General features: G+C 55.1%; 19 protein-coding genes. 17 read left to right on the forward strand and 2 right to left on the reverse strand.

Features of this window, described 5'->3' with window-relative positions; translation table 11 throughout:
- The first annotated feature begins 49 nt into the window (after positions 1-49).
- On the forward strand, positions 50-796 hold the full coding sequence (locus tag E3E25_RS09065) for a KaiC domain-containing protein (protein ID WP_167892958.1): 747 nt from the start codon (positions 50-52) through the stop codon (positions 794-796).
- A 26-nt stretch (positions 797-822) separates the two neighbouring features.
- A complete protein-coding gene (locus tag E3E25_RS09070) occupies positions 823-1,347 on the forward strand; it encodes a hypothetical protein (RefSeq protein WP_167893169.1) in 525 nt (174 codons plus the stop codon).
- On the opposite strand, the gene speD is transcribed toward E3E25_RS09070, so the two are convergent.
- Positions 1,344-1,766 (reverse strand): adenosylmethionine decarboxylase, encoded by a 423-nt coding sequence (gene speD / locus E3E25_RS09075; RefSeq protein WP_167893168.1) that lies wholly within the window; start codon positions 1,764-1,766, stop codon positions 1,344-1,346. The two genes, E3E25_RS09070 and speD, sit on opposite strands and share 4 nt — an antisense overlap.
- A 331-nt stretch (positions 1,767-2,097) precedes the next feature.
- On the opposite strand from speD, the gene E3E25_RS09080 reads away from it, so the two are divergent.
- The 15 genes from E3E25_RS09080 to E3E25_RS09150 all read left to right on the forward strand — a co-directional run bounded on the left by E3E25_RS09080 (position 2,098) and on the right by E3E25_RS09150 (position 17,732).
- Entirely contained in the window at positions 2,098-3,012 is a 915-nt protein-coding gene (locus E3E25_RS09080) for a protein translocase subunit SecF (RefSeq protein ID WP_167892959.1), read from the forward strand.
- A complete protein-coding gene (locus E3E25_RS09085) occupies positions 3,009-4,532 on the forward strand; it encodes a preprotein translocase subunit SecD (protein WP_167892960.1) in 1,524 nt (507 codons plus the stop codon). The genes E3E25_RS09080 and E3E25_RS09085 overlap by 4 nt, the downstream gene beginning before the upstream one ends.
- A complete protein-coding gene (locus E3E25_RS09090) occupies positions 4,532-5,224 on the forward strand; it encodes a TrkA family potassium uptake protein (RefSeq protein WP_167892961.1) in 693 nt (230 codons plus the stop codon). The genes E3E25_RS09085 and E3E25_RS09090 overlap by 1 nt, the downstream gene beginning before the upstream one ends.
- Before the next feature lie 146 nt (positions 5,225-5,370).
- Entirely contained in the window at positions 5,371-5,682 is a 312-nt protein-coding gene (locus tag E3E25_RS09095) for a V-type ATP synthase subunit H (RefSeq protein WP_167892962.1), read from the forward strand.
- 1 nt (position 5,683) lies between these two features.
- Positions 5,684-7,660: a V-type ATP synthase subunit I gene (locus E3E25_RS09100; RefSeq protein ID WP_167892963.1), complete on the forward strand. Its 1,977-nt coding sequence runs from the start codon at positions 5,684-5,686 to the stop codon at positions 7,658-7,660.
- A 15-nt stretch (positions 7,661-7,675) separates the two neighbouring features.
- Entirely contained in the window at positions 7,676-8,164 is a 489-nt protein-coding gene (locus E3E25_RS09105; protein ID WP_167892964.1) for a V-type ATP synthase subunit K, read from the forward strand.
- A 39-nt stretch (positions 8,165-8,203) separates the two neighbouring features.
- Positions 8,204-8,815 carry a V-type ATP synthase subunit E gene (locus E3E25_RS09110; protein ID WP_167892965.1) on the forward strand — a complete coding sequence of 204 codons (612 nt, stop codon included), beginning with the start codon at positions 8,204-8,206 and terminating at the stop codon, positions 8,813-8,815.
- 5 nt (positions 8,816-8,820) lie between these two features.
- Positions 8,821-9,921: a V-type ATP synthase subunit C gene (locus tag E3E25_RS09115; protein ID WP_167892966.1), complete on the forward strand. Its 1,101-nt coding sequence runs from the start codon at positions 8,821-8,823 to the stop codon at positions 9,919-9,921.
- A complete protein-coding gene (locus E3E25_RS09120) occupies positions 9,918-10,226 on the forward strand; it encodes a V-type ATP synthase subunit F (RefSeq protein ID WP_088865641.1) in 309 nt (102 codons plus the stop codon). Before E3E25_RS09115 ends, E3E25_RS09120 begins: the two co-directional genes overlap by 4 nt.
- Before the next feature lie 6 nt (positions 10,227-10,232).
- Positions 10,233-11,990, forward strand: coding sequence for an ATP synthase subunit A (locus E3E25_RS09125; protein WP_167892967.1), 1,758 nt, complete (start codon positions 10,233-10,235; stop codon positions 11,988-11,990).
- A gap of 5 nt (positions 11,991-11,995) precedes the next feature.
- Complete coding sequence (locus E3E25_RS09130) at positions 11,996-13,387, forward strand: ATP synthase subunit B (RefSeq protein ID WP_167893170.1); 1,392 nt, start codon at positions 11,996-11,998, stop codon at positions 13,385-13,387.
- Positions 13,388-13,414: 27 nt separating this feature from the next.
- The gene (locus E3E25_RS09135; protein ID WP_167892968.1) at positions 13,415-14,068 is read left to right on the forward strand and encodes a V-type ATP synthase subunit D; all 654 of its coding nucleotides are present in this window, start codon (positions 13,415-13,417) and stop codon (positions 14,066-14,068) included.
- A 46-nt stretch (positions 14,069-14,114) separates the two neighbouring features.
- Entirely contained in the window at positions 14,115-15,338 is a 1,224-nt protein-coding gene (locus E3E25_RS09140) for a DHHA1 domain-containing protein (protein WP_167892969.1), read from the forward strand.
- A 133-nt stretch (positions 15,339-15,471) separates the two neighbouring features.
- A complete protein-coding gene (locus E3E25_RS09145; RefSeq protein WP_167892970.1) occupies positions 15,472-16,488 on the forward strand; it encodes an ABC transporter permease subunit in 1,017 nt (338 codons plus the stop codon).
- Positions 16,485-17,732 (forward strand): ABC transporter permease, encoded by a 1,248-nt coding sequence (locus E3E25_RS09150; RefSeq protein ID WP_167892971.1) that lies wholly within the window; start codon positions 16,485-16,487, stop codon positions 17,730-17,732. The genes E3E25_RS09145 and E3E25_RS09150 overlap by 4 nt, the downstream gene beginning before the upstream one ends.
- Here E3E25_RS09150 and E3E25_RS09155 read toward each other — a convergent pair.
- Positions 17,710-18,525, reverse strand: coding sequence for a 7-cyano-7-deazaguanine synthase (locus tag E3E25_RS09155; protein ID WP_167892972.1), 816 nt, complete (start codon positions 18,523-18,525; stop codon positions 17,710-17,712). The two genes, E3E25_RS09150 and E3E25_RS09155, sit on opposite strands and share 23 nt — an antisense overlap.
- Positions 18,526-18,552: the final 27 nt, after the last annotated feature.

The following is an 18,552-nucleotide window of genomic DNA, read 5'->3' on the forward strand; positions in this document are numbered from 1 at the left end:
TTGAGTAGAGCATAATGATAACAAAAAGTAACTAAAGGGGGTGACGCTCATGGTCAAGCGCGTCAAGACTGGAATCCCTGGAATGGACGAGATACTCCACGGCGGGATTCCGGAGCGAAACGTTGTCCTTCTCAGCGGTGGACCGGGAACGGGGAAGACTATCTTCAGCCAGCAGTTCATATGGAACGGCCTCCAGATGGGCGAGCCCGGCATATACGTCGCTTTGGAGGAGCACCCGGTTCAGGTGAGGGGGAACATGGCCCAGTTCGGCTGGGACGTCAGAAAGTACGAGGAAGATGGTTTGTTCGCGATGGTCGATGCCTTCACAGCCGGAATTGGAAAGAGCAGGGAGTACGAGAAGTACATAGTTCACGACCTCACCGACATCAGGGAGTTCATAGACGTTCTTAGAACGGCAGTCAAGGACTTAGGAGCCAAGAGGGTCGTCATAGACTCGGTAACGACGCTCTACATCAACAAGCCGGCCATGGCGAGGAGCATCGTGATGCAGCTGAAGAGGGTTCTCGCCGGCCTCGGCGTCACGAGCATACTGGTGAGTCAGATAAGCGTCGGTGAGCGTGGTTTCGGCGGGCCAGGAGTTGAACACGGTGTTGATGGCATAATAAGGCTCGACCTCGACGAGATTGACGGCGAGCTCAAGCGCTCATTACTCATCTGGAAGATGCGCGGAACGAGCCACAGCATGAGTAGGCATCCCTTCGAGATAACGGACAGGGGAATCGTCGTTTACCCCGACAAGGTTCTCAAGAGGAAGGGAGTAATAGAACTCGAATGAAAACTTGAAAGGGGTGAGGAAAGATGGTGGAGGTTCCCCTCAACCCGCTCGGAAGGGAGGAGATACACAGGCTTGAGAGCATACTCCTCTTCGCGACCCTCTTCAGGCCGGAGGTCATAGAGCTCATCAAGGACCCGGCCGAGAGACTGACGTGGGTGGACAGCTTAGCGGTGGCAGCGGGAGCGATAGCGAGGGAAAAGGCGGGCATGACGGTTGGGGAGATCGCCGAGGAACTCGGCAGGACGGAGGCAACGATAAGGAAGCACCTCAAGGGCGAGACGAAAGCAGGCCAACTCGTCAGGGAGACCTACGAACTCATAAAGCAGGGCAAACTCGACGAGCTGGTTAAGAACGTTGAAGTCCTATCCAAGGGTGGCCAGCTCGTCGCGATGGAGGAGTACGAGAAGCTCAGGAAGGAGAAGGAGGAGCTTGAAGAGAGAATCAGGACCCTTGAGGAAGAGAATCACGAGCTCAAAGCGAAGCTCGAAAATGTGAGAAAAGTTCTCGGCGATGCCCTCGAAAGGATAAAGGAGATTGAGAAACTTCTTTAATCCCCGTTTTTCCTCAGGCTCTCTTCCCAGGTCAGTATCATGTGGGTGAAGGTCTCGTCGTCCTCCTCTATTCCACGCTTTATCTCACTCACGTGAGCGTACTTGGCCTTGAGCTGTTCGAGAATGTAGTCAACGGCCTTCTCAGGGTCGGCGGTGGTTCCGCAGGTGTAGACGTCCAAAGCCGCGTAGCCCTTCTCGGGCCAGGTGTGTATTGAGATGTGGCTCTCGGCGACGATGACCATGCCGCTGACACCGGTCGGCGAGAACTTGAAGAAATAGCTCGCCTTGACCTCCATTTTACCAACCTTGGCAGCCTCTAGGAATATCTCTCTTATCTTGTCAGCGTTACCGAGGATTTCGGGGTCACAGCCAGCCGCCTCAACAACGTAGTGGAACCCTATCGTCTCTATCTCGACCATGGCTCTCACCTCTTGTTGCTCCTATTACGAACCCTTTTTAAAGTTAAGCCCTAAAGTGGAGAGCTGTGAACTGGTCGTTCTGGCGTTGAACTGCTCTCAATTGGCCTGGAATGTATTGAACGGTTATATCCTGGCCGTTATGGAAATTTTCTGAAAGTTCGTGATGGATTCCTCTTAATCCCGATTTGAAGGCTCTTTCATAGATTAAATCCCTTCTCCACCTCGTTTAATTCCCCTAACCGATGGGCCTTTTTAAGTGTGAACCACTAATTTTAAAACTCATACCTCCAACTAACGACAAGTTTGCGAAAACTCACGAAGGGGTGAAGGTATGTCGAAGTCCAAATCAAAGTCCAAGCCCAGCGCAGGGAATTCTGTGAGGGCGATGAAGCAGGAAAAACTGAGCTTTCTGGCGCGGATGGAGTACAAGAAGATGATAATGTACCCCCTCGCGGTCTTCGTGATAGCGCTGATGCTTCTCGCGGTCAACTTTCCAACGCTTGGAATTGATCTCCGCGGCGGTGTTGTGGTTACAGCCTATGGGGTTAATGCCAACCCCGATGAGCTTGCAAAATACCTAAGCGATAAAATCGGCGTTGACGTCAGGGTCGAAAGCTTCACCGGTGTGGAAGCCAGCGGCGTCAGAGTTTACGCCCCCATAGGCACTAACCCGCTCAAAATAATCGACGCCATGAAGGATAAGTACCCAAACGCGGAATACACTCACAGCGAGGTTCAGCCGACATTCGGTGAAATCGCCCAACAGCAGGGAATCAGGGCGCTGGCCTTTGCGTTCCTCGCCATGGCGGTCGTGGTCTTCCTGTTCTTCAGGAACCTCGTTCCATCGCTCACGATAATCTTCTCGGCCCTCTCGGACATGACGATAGCAGTTGCCCTGATGGGGCTCTTTGGAATAGAGCTCACCACCGCCACGATAGCGGCCCTGCTCATGCTCATAGGTTACACCGTCGACAGCAATATCCTTCTCACCACCAAGCTCCTGAGGAGAAAGGAGGATTCCATAGATAAGGCCTATCTCTCGGCCGTTTCGACGGGCTTCACGATGAGCACAACTACGCTGGGTGCCCTGCTGATACTCTGGGTAATCTCGACCTCGCAGACCATCGACAACATCGCCATAGTCCTCATCTTTGGTCTGCTCGCGGACTTCATGAACACGTGGGTTCTCAACGCTGGAGTCCTGAAGTGGTACCTCACCAGAGAGGCAAGGGGTGGTAAATCATGAAGAGAAGAACCAAAAAGCTCCTCCTGAACTGGAGGATAATCCTGCTCACGCTGTTCATCATAGGTTCCATAGCTTCTCTGTATGTGAATGGGCTGACCTTTGGTATAGACATAAGCGGTGGTGTTGCTCTCGTTGCCCAGACGGAACACCCCGTTGACACCAAGACCATGGGGCTCGTAACGGACTCCCTTCAGAAGAGGCTGAACACCCTCGGTCTGAGGGACATAACCGTTGAGGCCCAGGGAGACCAGATAGTCCTCATTAAAGTTGCCAACGTCACCTCTCCTGAGGAAGCAAATCAGATAAAGAGCGTCATTGAGAGCCAGGGTGTTTTCTACATGGAGTTCAACGGCGTTGTCTTTGGAACAGGAAATGACGTGGAGTACGTTGGAATCTATCAGATAAAGCCTGACAACAGCTGGGCGGTTCCATTCAGGATTTCAAAGAGCGCCGCGGAGAAATTCGCCGAGCTGGCCTACGGTAAGAAGGGCTGGCCCGTTGACATGTTCCTTGACCCGCCGGTCAACTCCCTGATGGTTGTCCCAGAGAGCGTTTACAAGACGATGAACAGCTCGGAGTTCAACGCTGAGGCCCCGGAGGCACCGACGCTCTTGGAGAGGATTGGCAAGGCCTTCAACATAAGCGTCGTTGCCTACGCAAACCAGAGCGCCGATGAAATAGCCAAGCTCGCTCAGGGTAAGGACAAGATAGTCCTCGTTGACGTCCCGGGGGAGCTTCAGGCCCAGCTTGAGGGAATGAACATCACGGTGAGGTACGTTCCAAGGGCCCAGGGCGAGAGTGATCACGCGCTCATAGTCAGGGTTCTTGGACTCTACGGCCCGTACTCCCTTGGTGAGGGCCTCACGGTTGGAGAGCCCCAGCAGGACGTTCAGATAACAGGAAGTGCCCCCGACAGGCTCACGGCCGAGCAGGAAGCCAGCACTATCTACACCGTCCTCAAGAGTGGTTCGCTCCCGGTCAAGCTCAGCGTCGTGGGAATGGAGTTCATATCCCCGCGCCTTGGAGAGGGCTTCAGGACGCAGGCTCTCTACGCGGGCATAGGTGCGCTGATAACGGTCCTGCTCATCGTCTACTTCCACTACAGGAAGTGGAGGATAGCAATACCTGTCGCGAGCACCAGCCTCTTTGAAGCGATAATCATCCTCGGCTTTGCGGCGCTTATCAAGTGGAACCTCGATCTGCCCAGTATCGCGGGTATCATTGCGGCCATAGGTACGGGCGTTGACCAGCAGATAGTCATAACCGACGAGCTAATCGGAGGGGAAAAGAGCACCAAGATAAGCAGACGCTCCAGCGTTCTCAAGAGGATGGGGAGGGCGTTCTTCGTCATATTCGCGTCAGCAGCGACTACGATAGCGGCCATGAGCTTTCTGCTGGTCTACTTCGTCGGAACGCTCAAGGGATTCGCCTTCACGACGATACTGGGTGTGCTCATCGGAATCCTGATAACCAGGCCAGCCTACGCTGAAATAGCCAAATACCTCCTCGGTGAGGACTGATGTTCGTCGTTATAATGGGCGCCGGAAGGGTCGGCTACCTCGTGGCCAAGATGCTGGAGGAGGAGGGACACGACGTAACGATAATAGAGATGGACAAGGAGCGCGCCAAGGAGCTCTCCCTCCTCATAAACGGCTTGGTCATCGAGGGCGATGCCACCGACCCGAAAACGCTGGAAGAGGCCAACATAAAGCAGGCCGATGCCTTTGCGGCCTTGACGGGCAAGGATGATGCCAACCTGCTCGCCTGCATACTGGCGAAGCACCTCAATCCGAGGATCAAGACGTCGCTCAGGATAAGCAACCCACAAAACAGGCGCATATTCGAGGAGGTCACCGACCTCAAGCGCTACTTCGACTTCGTGATCTCACCCGAGGAGATAGCGGCTGAATACATCAGCAGGAACATAGTCACGCCGGGCTTTGATAGGGTGCTCTTCCCGAAGGAAGGTGCTGAAATAGTCCGCTTCAGCATAAACGGTGACAGTGAGATAGCCGGTAAGCTGGTCAAGGACCTGAAGCTGCCGAGGGACGCGCTTATGGTTGCTGTCTACGACGAGAAGGGCAACCTCATAATTCCGTCAGGCGATACGAAGCTTCCAGAGAAGGGACAGCTCATAATATTTGCCAAGAACAGCGTTCTGGACGATGTGAAGAAGCTCCTGGAAAAGAAAAAACCCAACAGCGAAAGTTAATATGACATTTTTTTCAACTTTTATGCCCATTTTTGTTCTTTCATCGTCAAATCCTCGGTTGGTGGGCCAAAAACTATTTAAACCAATTAGGGAAGCCAAAGGTGGCGTGAGGATCACCTGTTTTCGGTGTCATTGGGGGGCTAATCATGGAGGACGTCATCAAGCAGATTGTCGATGCAGAGAAGCAGGCCGAGGAGAGGATCGAGAGGGCCAAGGAAGAGGCCAAGGAGATAGTCCTCAAGGCCCGCGAGGAGGCCAAGCTTCTCGAAAAGAGCATAGTTGAAGAGGCCGAGAAAAACGCAGAATCCCTCATCGAGAAGGCCCGCCTCGAGGGTGAGGAGGAGGCCAAGAGAATACTTGAGGAGGGCGACTCCGAGATCGAGGAGCTCAAGGTCAAGGCCACGAACAACTTCGAGAGGGCCATCTCCGCTGGAATAGCGCTCGTGAGAGGGGGCTGAAATGTTCAAGCCTGAAGAGATGGTCAAGGTAGAAGTCATCACGCTCAACCGCTACAAGGACAGTCTCCTGACTTATCTCCACGAGAACGGCATGGTTGAAATAAGGGAACTCGACGTCGAGATAGCCCAGAAGGATTCACCCAACGAGTATCACAGGAAGGCTGCCTCGTACAGTATAACCATCTCAAGGCTCGTTGATTTCCTGAAGGCCTACCGAAAGTCCACCGGAGGCGGCATAAAGGAGTTCATCTTCCCAAAGGAGAGGGCGAGGAAGAAGTACAAGTACGAGGGAATCGAGAGGCTTATCAGGGACGTTGAAGACTTTCTCAGCGCCGTCGAGCCGGAGATAAAGGCGGTTGAGGGCAAGATAACCTCAACCCAGACTGAAATCGAGAGGATAAAGGGTGACATAGCGATACTGGAACTCCTCTCGACGCTCAACCTTGACGTTTCGTATCTCAAATCGACCGACATGCTTGAAATCGTCGTCGGAACCGTTGACAGGAACAAGTTCAAGGCCCTCGTTGAGGAGGTCACCAAGGCTACTGAGAACAGGGCTGTCATAGTCTCGAAGGAGCTGAAGGACAAAGTTCTGGCGGTTTTCGTCTTCCTCAAGGTCGACTACGACAGAGCCAACCCGATTCTGGCCAAGTACTCTCTTGAGAGGCTAGAGGTTCCCGAGGGTGAGGGAACCCCCAAGGAGCTCATAGCGGTCTACGAGGAGAAGCTCAGGAGAAAGGAGGAGGAGCTTGAGAGCGCCAGGAAAGACGCGGAGATGCTTGCCGAGAAGTACTACGAGGACGTCGTCTTCTACCAGGAGCTCATGGAGAACGAGCGCGACAAGGCAACGGTTCTCCCGATGCTCGCCAGAACCAACATGACCTTCGCTTTAACCGGCTGGCTCCCAAGGAGCGATGTCCCCCGGGTTCTGGACGGCATCAAGAGGGTGACCAAAGGTACTGCTTACATCAACATCAGGGAGCCGAGCAAAGAAGAACTCGACGAGATTCCGATAAAGCTGAAAAATCCATCCTGGGCCAGGCCCTTCGAGATGCTCACCGAGATGTACGGCGTCCCCAAGTACAACGAGATAGACCCGACGCCGATAATAACCTTCACCTACTCGTTCTTCTTCGGATTCATGCTCACCGACTTCATGTACGGCCTCATAATAGCAATAATAGCCGCGCTCCTCGTCAAGGGGCACAGGAAGTTCAACGACGGCACCTACAAGTTCGCCTACACCCTGCTTATAAGCTCGTTCTTCACCATGGCAATGGGTGTTATCTTCGGCAGCTACTTTGGCAACGCCTTTGATCTAGCCGGCTTCACAGTCCCGCGCGTCTGGGACACCTTCCAGGATGCACTAGTAGTGCTTCAGCTTGCTCTCGCGATAGGTATAGCCCACCTCTTCACGGGTTACACCGTCGGCTTCATAGTCAAGCTCAGGAACGGCGAGGTTAAGGACGCGATACTCGACCAGCTCTCGTGGATGCTCATAATACTTGGAATAACCTTCCTGTTCCTCTCCAGTAAAAACCCAGCACTGAACATGCCCGGCAAGGCGCTCTTCGGAGTTGGCTTGGCTCTCTTCGTACTCAGCGAGCTCAAGAACGGTGCACTGGCGGTTCTTTTGGTCATCTCGGACTTCTTCGGTTTCGTGGGCAGCTGGCTCAGCTACGCGAGGCTCATGGCACTCGCCCTAGCGACGGCTGGAATAGCCATGGTCGTCAACATACTTGCCCAGATGGTCTGGGGCATAAGCATCGGCCCCGTTCCCATAGGCATACTCATCGGAATCATACTGTTTGCCGGCGGCCAGCTGTTTTCGGTCGCCATCAACGCCCTCGGAGCGTTCGTCCACTCGCTCCGTCTTCAGTACGTTGAATTTTTCGGCACGTTCTACTCAGGTGAAGGTAAACCCTTCCAGCCCTTCAGGGCTAAAAGAGAAGTTTCCGAACTGGAGTTTGAAGCTTAAGGAGGTGCATGAAAGATGGACCCGATAGTTTACGTATCCCTCGGTGCGGCCCTCGCCGCAGGAATAGCTGGAGCAGCTTCGGCCTTTGGTGTCGGTATAGCCGGTGCCGCAGCGGCCGGAGTCGTCGCCGAGGATGAGAGGAACTTTAAGAACGCCCTCATCCTTGAGGGTCTGCCAATGACCCAGAGTATTTACGGCCTCATTACGCTGTTCCTAATCCTGATGGTCTCTGGAATCCTCGGTGGCGGCTTCAAGTTCACCGACCCGAACAGCATGGACAACATCGTTAAGAGCGCCATCCTCCTAGGTGCAGGTCTCACCGTCGGCCTCACAGGTCTCTCGGCAATACCGCAGGGAATCATCGCCAGCGCGAGCATCGGTGCAGTCGCCAAGAACCCGAAGACCTTCACCCAGGGAATCATATTCTCAGCTATGGCAGAAACCATGGCCATCTTCGGTCTCGTCGGTGCCCTGATCATGATAGTTACCGGAGTCGGCTTCTGACTCCCGCAAACTTTCTTTATAGACCAAGGAGGAAGGAGGATGGAAGGAGCAGAGCTGATCATCCAGGAGATAAACAGGGAAGCGGAGCAGAAGATACAGTACATACTCAGCGAGGCCCAGAAGGAGGCGGAGAAGATTAAGGAAGAAGCGAGAAAGAGGGCCGAAGCGAGGGCCGAGTGGATACTCAGGAAGGCCCAGACCCAGGCCGAGACGGAAAGGCAGCGCATAATAGCCAACGCAAGGCTTGAGGTCAGGAAGAAGCGCCTTGAGGTCCAGGAAGAGCTCATCCAGGAGGTAATAACCGCCCTCAAGGAGAGGCTGGCTGAGCTTCCCGAGGAGGAGTACTTCCCGATGCTCGTTGACCTCACAGTCAAGGCCCTCGAAGAACTCGGTGGGGAGGCGTGCATTATCCGCTCCAACGTGAAGACCCTGAAGCTCCTTGAGAGCAAGCTCGGGGAGTTCAGAAAGACTGTTGCGGCAAAGCTCGGAAGGGACGTGGAGATAAGCCTCGGTGAGCCGATATCGACCATAGGCGGTGTCCTAGTTGAGACCCCTGATGGCTCTGTTAGGGTCGACAACACCTTCGAGTCAAGGATAGAGAGGTTTGAGAGTGAACTGAGGGCAGAGATAGCCAAGGCTCTCTTCGGGTGAGGTTAATGGAAGCAGGAGCCGTAAGCGGAATCCTAAACACGACGCTGGCTGTAGTATTCACCTGGGTGGGATACAAGACGGCCAGGATAGTGTGGAAGTACACCCCATATTCATACCCCAACGCCAGGATAAAGGCCATGGAGGCGAAGCTCCTGAGCGAGCAGAGGTTCAACGAGCTGGCCGAGAGCAGGACGCTTCAGAACTTCGTCGTTAGCCTGGAGGACACCGACTACAAGGACTACCTCACCGATGTTTCGGCCTACACCGTCGAGGAGATAGAGAGAGCCCTAGAAAAGGCCCTTGCCGGGACCTACGAGCTGATGATCAAGATCCTCCCGAAGAGGGTCAGTCCGTTCTTCAGGTTCATGCTCGAGGAGTGGGACGTCAGAAACATAGCGAGTGTCGTCAAGGCCAAGTTCGCCGGCGAGGTTGCGGGCGACTACGTCATGGAGATAGGCCCGATGCTTCCAAAGGTCAAGGCCATGGCCGAGGCAAAGACCATGGAGGAGATACTCGTAATCCTTGAGGGCACACCCTACGAGGAACCCTACCAGAAGTTGCTCCTCGGAGAGATATCGCTCCAGGAGTTTGAGACCGAACTCTACAGGATGCACTACGGAAAGCTCCTCCGCTATGCTCTCTCAAGGAAGGACGACGAGAGGGTTATACTCGAGGAGTTCGTCAGGCTCAAAATCGATAAGGCCAACATACTCACCGTCCTCAGGGCAAAGTCCGCCGGAATGACCGCGGAGGAGATAAGGCCGCTGATAATCCCTGGAGGAAGCGTAAAGCTGGACCCGCTCCTCCACGTCGACGACCTGAGCATGGCCTTGGCAGAGCTGGACTCCACCAAGTACGGCAAGGTCATCAGGGACGTCAGGGAGGAAGTCGAGAGGGATCTCAGTGTCCTCGAGAGGGCCCTTGAGAGGCACATCCTTGAGAGGATGAACGAGCTCAACAGGTTCTACCCGCTCAGCGTTGCGGCTCCGTTGAGCTACATCCTCCAGAAGGAGAGGGAAGTCAGAAAGCTCAGGGCGATAGCGAAGCTCATCGAGGACGGCGTTCACCCTGAGAGGATAAAGGAACTCGCGGGTGATGTTGCATGAAGATAGCCGTGCTTGGCGACAAGGACACCGCGCTCGGCTTCAGGCTGGCCGGTGCCCATGAGGTTTATTCCTTCGACGATACTCCCCTTGATATGGAGAGGCTCCGGAACAAGCTGAAGGAGCTCGTCGAGAGGGACGACATTGGAATAATCCTGATAACCGAGAGATTCGTTGAGAAGGTTGAACTCCCTGAGGTTACCGTTCCAATCATCCTTCAGGTGCCGGACAAGTCCGGCTCCAGGCTAGGTGAAGAGGCCATCAAGGAGATAGTTAGAAGGGCAATTGGTGTTGAGCTGAAGAGGTGAAGGGAAATGGGAAGGATAATTCGCGTTACCGGTCCGCTCGTCGTTGCCGACGGAATGAAAGGCTCCAAGATGTACGAAGTGGTTCGCGTCGGCGAAATGGGGCTTATAGGAGAAATCATTCGCCTTGAGGGGGACAAAGCAGTCATTCAGGTCTATGAAGAAACTGCAGGTATAAGACCGGGTGAGCCGGTTGAGGGAACCGGCGCTTCACTGAGCGTCGAGCTCGGCCCCGGACTGCTCACCGCAATGTACGACGGAATTCAGAGGCCTCTCGAGGTTCTCAGAGAGCTGAGCGGTGACTTCATAGCGAGGGGCCTTACCGCCCCTGCTCTGCCAAGGGACAAGAAGTGGCACTTCACGCCAAAGGTTAAGGTCGGGGACAAGGTCGTCGGGGGCGACGTCCTCGGTGTTGTTCCAGAAACGAGTATTATCGAGCACAAGATCCTCGTTCCGCCGTGGGTTGAGGGAGAGATAGTGGAGATAGTCGAGGAGGGTGACTACACCATCGAGGAGGTCATTGCGAAGGTCAAGAAGCCCGACGGAACCATTGAGGAGCTCAAGATGTACCACCGCTGGCCCGTCCGTGTTAAGAGGCCCTACAAGAGGAAGCTCCCACCGGAGGTTCCGCTCATCACGGGACAAAGAACCATCGACACCTTCTTCAGCCAGGCAAAGGGTGGAACCGCGGCAATTCCGGGTCCCTTCGGTTCAGGTAAGACCGTTACCCAGCACCAGCTCGCCAAGTGGAGCGACGCGCAGGTCGTCGTTTACATAGGCTGTGGAGAGCGCGGAAACGAGATGACTGATGTGCTTGAGGAATTCCCGAAGCTCAAGGACCCGAAGACCGGAAAGCCACTCATGGAGAGGACCGTTCTCATAGCCAACACCTCGAACATGCCGGTCGCGGCCAGGGAGGCTTCAATCTACACCGGAATTACAATAGCCGAGTACTTCAGGGACATGGGCTACGACGTGGCTCTGATGGCCGACTCCACGAGCAGGTGGGCGGAAGCGCTCCGTGAGATTTCCGGAAGGCTTGAGGAGATGCCCGGTGAGGAGGGTTACCCGGCATACCTCGCGAGCAAGATAGCGGAGTTCTATGAGAGAGCTGGAAGGGTTGTTACACTCGGAAGCGACGAGAGGATTGGAAGTGTTTCCGTCATCGGTGCCGTTTCGCCGCCCGGTGGAGACTTCAGCGAGCCGGTCGTCCAGAACACTTTGAGAGTCGTCAAGGTATTCTGGGCCCTCGATGCCGACTTGGCCAGGAGAAGGCACTTCCCGGCGATCAACTGGCTGAGGAGCTATTCCCTCTACATCGACTCCATTCAGGACTGGTGGCACAAGAACGTTGACCCCGAGTGGAGGAAGATGCGCGACCAGGCAATGGCGCTCCTCCAGAAGGAGGCCGAACTTCAGGAGATAGTCAGGATCGTCGGTCCGGATGCACTGCCGGACAGGGAGAAGGCCATACTCATTGTGACAAGGATGATACGTGAGGACTTCCTCCAGCAGGATGCCTTCGACGAGGTCGACACCTACTGCCCGCCGAAGAAGCAGGTCACCATGATGAGGGTTATCCTCAACTTCTACGAGAAGACCATGGAGGCCGTTGACAGGGGAGTTCCGGTTGACGAGATAGCCAAGCTCCCGGTCAGGGAGAAGATAGGTCGTATGAAGTTCGAGCCGGAGATAGAGAAGGTCAAAGCCCTCATCGATGAGACGAACGAGCAGTTTGAGGAGCTCTTTAAGAGGTATGGAGCGTGATGTCGATGCCTGGAATGGAGTACTCAACCGTTAGCAAGATTTACGGACCGCTCATGATCGTCCAAGGTGTTAAGGGCGTCGCCTACGGTGAGGTCGTCGAGATAGAGACCGAGAGTGGGGAGAAGAGGAAGGGGCAGGTGCTTGAGGCCAGGCAGGACATGGCAATCGTTCAGGTCTTCGAGGGAACGCGCGACCTCGACGTCAAAACGACGCGCGTCCGCTTCACCGGCGAGACCCTCAAGGTTCCGGTCAGCATGGACATGCTCGGCAGGGTCTTCAACGGCATCGGAAAGCCGATAGACGGAGGCCCGGACATAATCCCCGAGGACAGGCGCGACGTTCACGGTGCTCCCCTCAATCCCGTTGCCCGTGCCTACCCGAGGGACTTCATCCAGACCGGTGTCTCCGCCATAGACGGAATGAACACCCTCATCCGCGGTCAAAAGTTACCAATCTTCAGCGGTTCAGGTCTTCCACACAACATGCTCGCTGCGCAGATAGCCAGGCAGGCGAAGGTCCTCGGTGAAGAGGAGCAGTTCGCGGTAGTTTTCGCGGCCATGGGTATCACCTACGAAGAAGCTAACTTCTTCAAGAAGAGCTTCGAGGAGACCGGTGCAATAGAGAGGGCCGTCCTCTTCCTTAACCTAGCAGACGACCCGGCCATCGAGCGCATCATCACCCCGCGTATGGCGCTGACGGTTGCCGAATACCTCGCCTTCGACTACGACATGCAGGTTCTGGTTATACTCACCGACATGACCAACTACGCAGAAGCTTTGCGTGAGATTTCCGCGGCGAGGGAAGAGGTTCCAGGAAGGCGCGGTTATCCCGGTTACATGTACACCGACTTGGCGACCATCTACGAGCGCGCTGGAAGGGTTAGGGGCAGGAAGGGTTCCATCACCCAGGTGCCCATCCTGACGATGCCGGACGACGACATCACCCACCCGATTCCGGATTTGACCGGTTACATCACCGAGGGACAGATAGTCCTCAGCAGGGAGCTGCACAGAAAGGGTATCTACCCGCCCATTGACGTTCTCCCGAGCCTCAGCCGTCTGATGAAGGACGGTATTGGTAAGGGAATGACCAGGGAAGACCACCCGCAGCTCAGCCAGCAGCTCTACGCTGCCTACGCTGAGGGGCGCTCGCTTAGGGACCTCGTCGCCGTTGTTGGTGAGGAGGCACTCAGCGAGACCGACAGGAAGTACCTCAAGTTCGCTGACAGGTTTGAGCGTGAATTCGTCGCCCAGCGCTACGACGAGGACAGGAGCATCGAGGAGACCCTCGACCTTGGCTGGGAACTCCTCGCTGAACTCCCGGAGAGCGAGCTTAAGCGTGTCAGGAAGGAGTACATCCTCAAGTACCACCCGAAGTACAGGAAGAGGGAGGGCTGACCTCCCCTTAACTTTTAGGTGGTCGAGATGGCAGAGCTGCTCAACGTCAAGCCCACCCGTATGGAGCTCCTGAACCTCAAGAGGCGCATTAAGCTGGCCAAAAAGGGCCACAAGCTCCTCAAGGACAAGCAGGACGCCTTGGTCATGGAGTTCTTCACGATATACGACGAGGCGCTCCAACTTAGGGAAGAGCTGGGCAGGAAGATGGCGGAGGCGTTCTCGGCACTCCAGGCGGCGGAGATAGACGTCGGAACCCTGCGCCTCAGGGAGATAGGCCTCTCGGTCAAGCCCAACAGAGAGGTCGAGATAAGAAGGAGGAACGTAATGGGCGTCCCCGTTCCTCTCATAGAGGCAGAATCCTTCAGGAGAAGCGCGGACGAGAGAGGCTACGCCTTCGTTTCCAGCTCGGCCAAGGTCGACCTCGCCGCCGGGAAGTTCGAGGAGGTTCTTGACCTGGCCGTCCGCCTGGCCGAGGTGGAGGAGACCCTCAAGAGGCTCGCGAAGGAGATAGAGGTCACCAAGAGGCGCGTCAATGCCCTTGAGTACATCATAATCCCCAGGATGGAAGCCACCGTCAAGTTCATCAAGCAGCGCCTCGACGAGATGGAGCGCGAAAACTTCTTCAGGCTGAAGAGGGTCAAGGCTTTGATAGAAGCCAGAACCCAGGCCGAGGGCTCCTGACGGCAACCCTTTTATTTCCAGCCTCCCTTTTCTTCCTGGTGGTGACATGACGGAAAAGCTGTTCTACAAGAACGCCTATCTGTGGGAAGCAGGGGCGAGGGTCGAGAGGGTTGAAAAAAGCGACAAGAAGGTTAGAGTCCTTCTCAACAGGACTATCTTCTACCCCGAAGGTGGCGGTCAGCCCTCCGACAGGGGGATAATAGCCGGCGAGGGCTTCAGGATAACCGTCGAAAAGGTCGAGGGAAAGGACGAGATATGGCACGAGGGGAAACTTGAGGGCCGCCTTCCAGAGCCGGGCGAGCCGGTGAGGCTAATCCTCGATGCCGAGTGGCGCTACGAGAACATGCGCCAGCATACCGGACAGCACATCCTTTCAGCGGTCTTCAAGGACCTCTACGGCGCCAACACGACCGGTTTCCAGATATTCGAGAAATACAACAAGATTGAAATCGACTACCCCGGCGAGCTCACGTGGGAGATGGTTCTTGAGGTTGAGAAAGCCGCCAACGGAATCGTCTGGTCGGATCTTCCGGTTGAGGTGGAGGTTTACGAGAAGCTTCCTGATGAGCTCAGAAAAAAGCTCCGGAAGGAGCTCTCCGATAAAGTCAGGCCCCCGATAAGGATAGTCTCCATTCCCGAGGTTGACGTGATACCCTGCGGCGGGACACACGTGAGGAGCACCCGTGAGGTCGGTATCATAAAGGTGGTCAACTTCTACCGGAAGAGCAGGAAGCTCTGGCGCATCGAGTTCGTCTGCGGAAACAGGGCGCTTAAGTATCTGGACGAGCTTATGGCTGACTATTGGCTGAGCCTCGATGAGATGCCGAACAAGAACCGCCCGCTCGTCGAGCGCGTGGAGGAACTCAAGGCAGAAATCGAAAGGCTTAATGAGGAAAAAGACGGCCTTAGAAGGGAACTCTGGAGATGGAAGGCGAAGGCCCTGCTGGAGGACGCCGAGGAGATCAACGGAATAAGGGTCGTCTCGTACATCGAGGACGCCCCGATGAAAGACGCCCAGGCCTTCGTGGTTTACCTCGTTGATAAGAACCCCGGCACTGTGGCCCTGGTGGCCGGCGAGAACTACGCCATATTCGCCAAGAACAGGGAAGTCAAGGGGCTCTCAATGAGTGACCTCCTGAGGGAGGTTCTTTCCCAGGTCGGCGGCGGTGGCGGCGGCAGTGAGGCCCTCGCAAGGGGCGGCGGCTTCAAAGTGTCACGGGAAGAAGTCCTGGAGACCGCCCGTAGGGTTCTGAGGGGTTACCTTGTGTGATGTTTTTTCTCTGATAATTCTCTCCTTTTGGGACTTGTTGCACAGGTTTTAATTAAGAGTAAACCTTTTAAGAATTGTCGGGAATTTTTATCGTCACGAGTTAGAACCACACCGTCTCTCTGGGGGTGCCTCTTTGTCCCTTGGGAGGATAGTAATCAGATACGCCATAGTGACCCTCCTGGTGGCCCTCGTTCTCGGATACGCTATAAAGGGGGTTGTGGAAAAGAGGGCCTACCTTGAGGCCATTGATTTCTTCCAGTACAACCCAAACGCCAAGAATGTAGTGGCCGTGGCCGAGAGGCTCGGTATGGACCCGATAGAATACTACGTCAAGTATATCGCCCCTAAAAACCACCCCGAGCTGGGAAAGTCGAGTCTCAGGGTCGGTCTGGAGTACTTGGTGCTCACCTTTAAGGACCTTCTCGGGCCTTCCCGGGAACGGGGCTGGAGCTACCTCTACGGTTTCCTTAAGCCGAGCTGGGGTTTCGTTTACAACACCCTTATTTTCCTCGTCATGGTTGAGGTAGCCGTTGTCCTTCTGGCGCTTCTGCTCTCGTTTAGGGCCGTGAAGAACGAGCGCTTCTACGGCTTCCTTCAAACTGCTGCCAGAACCTTCAACGGCATCCCGGTGTGGTTCTTCGTTGTTCTCTTCTTCCTTCTCATAATCTACTCCCCCATACCGTCCGATCTGGCGAACGGCCTTAAAGGCTCTGGCTTGAGAATGCTCGCCTATTTTGTCTTTCCTGTCCTCTCCGTGCTTCTCGTTGCCTCATGGGGGCTCGCGGAGGGTATAACCGTCGTTATGAGGGAGGAGTTCGGGCAGTTCTACGTTGAAGCAAAGAGGGCGATGGGTCTGCCCGAGAGGAGGGTGAAGAGGCACATCGTGAGGGCCTCCATAGTTCCGGTAATGCACGTCTGGCTCCAGAACTTCATTGAGATTCAAACGCTGGTTCTCGTCGTTGATTACCTCTTCAAGCTCAACGGTCTGGGGACTGTACTCGCATCAACGCTCATCATAACCCCTGACAGCGTGTTTTTCTTCCCTGGGACTTTTGCCTTCGTTGTCATGGTGCTGGTTCTTCTGAACTTCCTAGTCTCGATGACCGTTGAGGTTCTCTCGATAAAGCTGGAACCGAGGGGGACGGCATGAGGAGAAGAACGCTCGGTGCGGCAATATTAGTTGCGTTCCTCCTTTTCACAACTGTCTCCTACGCCACCCTGGATGAGGCCAAGCTCGACAACTGGGACAACTACATCTTCTGGGTTGACTATCCGAGGGGAGCTAAACCAGTGTGGCTTGGTGACTCGTCCAAAACCGTCGCCTTCAGGGGGTCCCTTGACTACATCGTGACCAGAAGAGCCCCCTCCAACATCCTGCTTGAGGGGAAAGGAAGGGTGTCCATAACGATATTCCGCCCCGATGGAAAGGTTGTTAAACTTAGGGGGACGATAAACGGCACCACGAGCGTTAACTCGAACGTTGAGCTGGCGCTCCAGGCGAGGCGCTTTGCCATTGAGGAACTTGGGATGAAACGGGAGGACCTGGCGTTCATAACGCCGGCCCAGGCTCTGTTCATGGACGGGACTAAGAAGCCCCTTTCCGGAAACTACACCGTTCAGGTCAATCCGGCGGGAGTTAAGGCGGCGATAATTGGCGACACCTACGGTCTCCTCGGCACGGACTACAAGGGCAGAGATCTGTGGGTGGGCTTCGTCGGTTCGACTGTGAACACGCTGATCCTGGCATCTTTAACGACCTTGCTGATAATAATCGTCGGCCTCTTCCTGGGCATCGGCTCGGGCTATTACGAGAACCGGTTTGGGGATGCAGTTTCGGTTCTGCTGGAAGCCCTGAACTCCATTCCCTACCTCCCCCTGGCGATAGTGATAATATTCGTCCTCTCCTCGACGGGTTCCCACGGCAAGCTTGAGATGGGAACCCTTGAACTGGCCCTCGTGCTGTCCCTGCTCCTCGTCGGGAAGTTTGCGAGTGCCGTTAAGGGCATCGTCATGCACGAGAAAGTCCAGGAGTACATAGAGTCGGCGAGGGCTTTGGGGGCGGGTGATATGGCCATAATCCTCAGGCATATAATGAAGGCAGTGGTGCCGTATACCCTCTCCTACTCCACGCTCCTCTTCGCCCAGATGATAGCCATAATCTCGGTACTCGGCCTTTTCCAGATAATCCCCGGTGTCAACTGGGGCTCCTTTGTGGCCGAAGCTTTTACCCAGAACGCCATCTACACCCTCTGGTGGTGGCCGCTCTCTCCCTCTGTGGCGATAGTTCTGGTGAGCATCTCCCTCTGTGGCGATAGTTCTGGTGAGCATCGGGCTGACACTTCTCTCGGGCGACTCTTAATCACAGTTGTTCTTAATATATTCCAAGCTTTTTGAAGACTAACTCTCTCTGCCATTCCGGGACGTTGGGCTTCGAAAGCTCTTTCTCGGCCTTATCCCTCTCCATGAGACCGTATCTCACGAGCGCCGCTATCCTCCTCTGCTCGAAGCTGTGGCCGTGAACCTCCCAGTAGCGCTCCAGTGCAGGTCCCAGAACCAGGCAATTGGTGGTGTAGCCGGGTAACTCCGGAAACTCGAAGGGGAGCTTTCTCAGAATTTCGAGCCTCTCCCTTTCGGTCATCATGGACAGGAGCCTTACCTGGATTACTCCCCCGCTCATGAGCCTGTACGGGTGGTGGCCGAATGGAAGCTCGTGGCCTGTTATTATGTATCGGTAGCCGTTTCGGAGGGCGTACTTCCTCAGCTTCTCCATCGTTCTCCTGGAGCATCGTCTGCAGGGGGATTCCCCCTTGAGAAGGGCCTCGCGGAAGATGTCGGAGTAGTCGTAGCGCAGAACCTTGAAGGGAACCTCAAGCGCTTCGGCTATTCTCTGGGCGTTCTCTATAGCTTCCTTCGCCATTAGGCCGTGGTCGACCATTATCGCCTCCAGTTCCGGAATCTTGTAGGTCTCCTTCGCCAGGTAGAGCGCAACAACGCTGTCCTTTCCCCCGGAGTAGGCAACGATTGCCTTCTCAACGTCCTTCATGAGCTCTCCAAGCTCGGCACGGATTTTTTCCCTGTCGATTGGATGCCTCAGATAAACCTGACACTCCCTGCAGATTGGTTTTCCGTCAATGATGTCTATCTTCGCGGTTCTCTCATCGTGGATGCAGAGCGAGCACTTGAGCATGTTGGAAGAAAAGAGGCGAATTTTAAA

Source organism: Thermococcus sp. MAR1 (assembly GCF_012027305.1).
Lineage (GTDB): Archaea > Methanobacteriota_B > Thermococci > Thermococcales > Thermococcaceae > Thermococcus.

What these genes read in the sequence shown, in the direction of transcription:
- E3E25_RS09150 (WP_167892971.1), top strand. Translation starts at nt 16,485, where the DNA reads ATGAGGAGAAGAACGCTCGGTGCGGCAATATTAGTTGCGTTCCTCCTT.
- E3E25_RS09115 (WP_167892966.1), top strand. Translation starts at nt 8,821, where the DNA reads ATGGAAGCAGGAGCCGTAAGCGGAATCCTAAACACGACGCTGGCTGTA.
- E3E25_RS09120 (WP_088865641.1), top strand. Translation starts at nt 9,918, where the DNA reads ATGAAGATAGCCGTGCTTGGCGACAAGGACACCGCGCTCGGCTTCAGG.
- E3E25_RS09135 (WP_167892968.1), top strand. Translation starts at nt 13,415, where the DNA reads ATGGCAGAGCTGCTCAACGTCAAGCCCACCCGTATGGAGCTCCTGAAC.
- E3E25_RS09155 (WP_167892972.1), bottom strand. Translation starts at nt 18,525, where the DNA reads ATGCTCAAGTGCTCGCTCTGCATCCACGATGAGAGAACCGCGAAGATA.
- E3E25_RS09130 (WP_167893170.1), top strand. Translation starts at nt 11,996, where the DNA reads ATGCCTGGAATGGAGTACTCAACCGTTAGCAAGATTTACGGACCGCTC.
- E3E25_RS09065 (WP_167892958.1), top strand. Translation starts at nt 50, where the DNA reads ATGGTCAAGCGCGTCAAGACTGGAATCCCTGGAATGGACGAGATACTC.
- E3E25_RS09140 (WP_167892969.1), top strand. Translation starts at nt 14,115, where the DNA reads ATGACGGAAAAGCTGTTCTACAAGAACGCCTATCTGTGGGAAGCAGGG.
- E3E25_RS09100 (WP_167892963.1), top strand. Translation starts at nt 5,684, where the DNA reads ATGTTCAAGCCTGAAGAGATGGTCAAGGTAGAAGTCATCACGCTCAAC.
- E3E25_RS09095 (WP_167892962.1), top strand. Translation starts at nt 5,371, where the DNA reads ATGGAGGACGTCATCAAGCAGATTGTCGATGCAGAGAAGCAGGCCGAG.
- E3E25_RS09085 (WP_167892960.1), top strand. Translation starts at nt 3,009, where the DNA reads ATGAAGAGAAGAACCAAAAAGCTCCTCCTGAACTGGAGGATAATCCTG.
- E3E25_RS09090 (WP_167892961.1), top strand. Translation starts at nt 4,532, where the DNA reads ATGTTCGTCGTTATAATGGGCGCCGGAAGGGTCGGCTACCTCGTGGCC.
- E3E25_RS09110 (WP_167892965.1), top strand. Translation starts at nt 8,204, where the DNA reads ATGGAAGGAGCAGAGCTGATCATCCAGGAGATAAACAGGGAAGCGGAG.
- E3E25_RS09080 (WP_167892959.1), top strand. Translation starts at nt 2,098, where the DNA reads ATGTCGAAGTCCAAATCAAAGTCCAAGCCCAGCGCAGGGAATTCTGTG.
- E3E25_RS09105 (WP_167892964.1), top strand. Translation starts at nt 7,676, where the DNA reads ATGGACCCGATAGTTTACGTATCCCTCGGTGCGGCCCTCGCCGCAGGA.
- speD (WP_167893168.1), bottom strand. Translation starts at nt 1,766, where the DNA reads ATGGTCGAGATAGAGACGATAGGGTTCCACTACGTTGTTGAGGCGGCT.
- E3E25_RS09125 (WP_167892967.1), top strand. Translation starts at nt 10,233, where the DNA reads ATGGGAAGGATAATTCGCGTTACCGGTCCGCTCGTCGTTGCCGACGGA.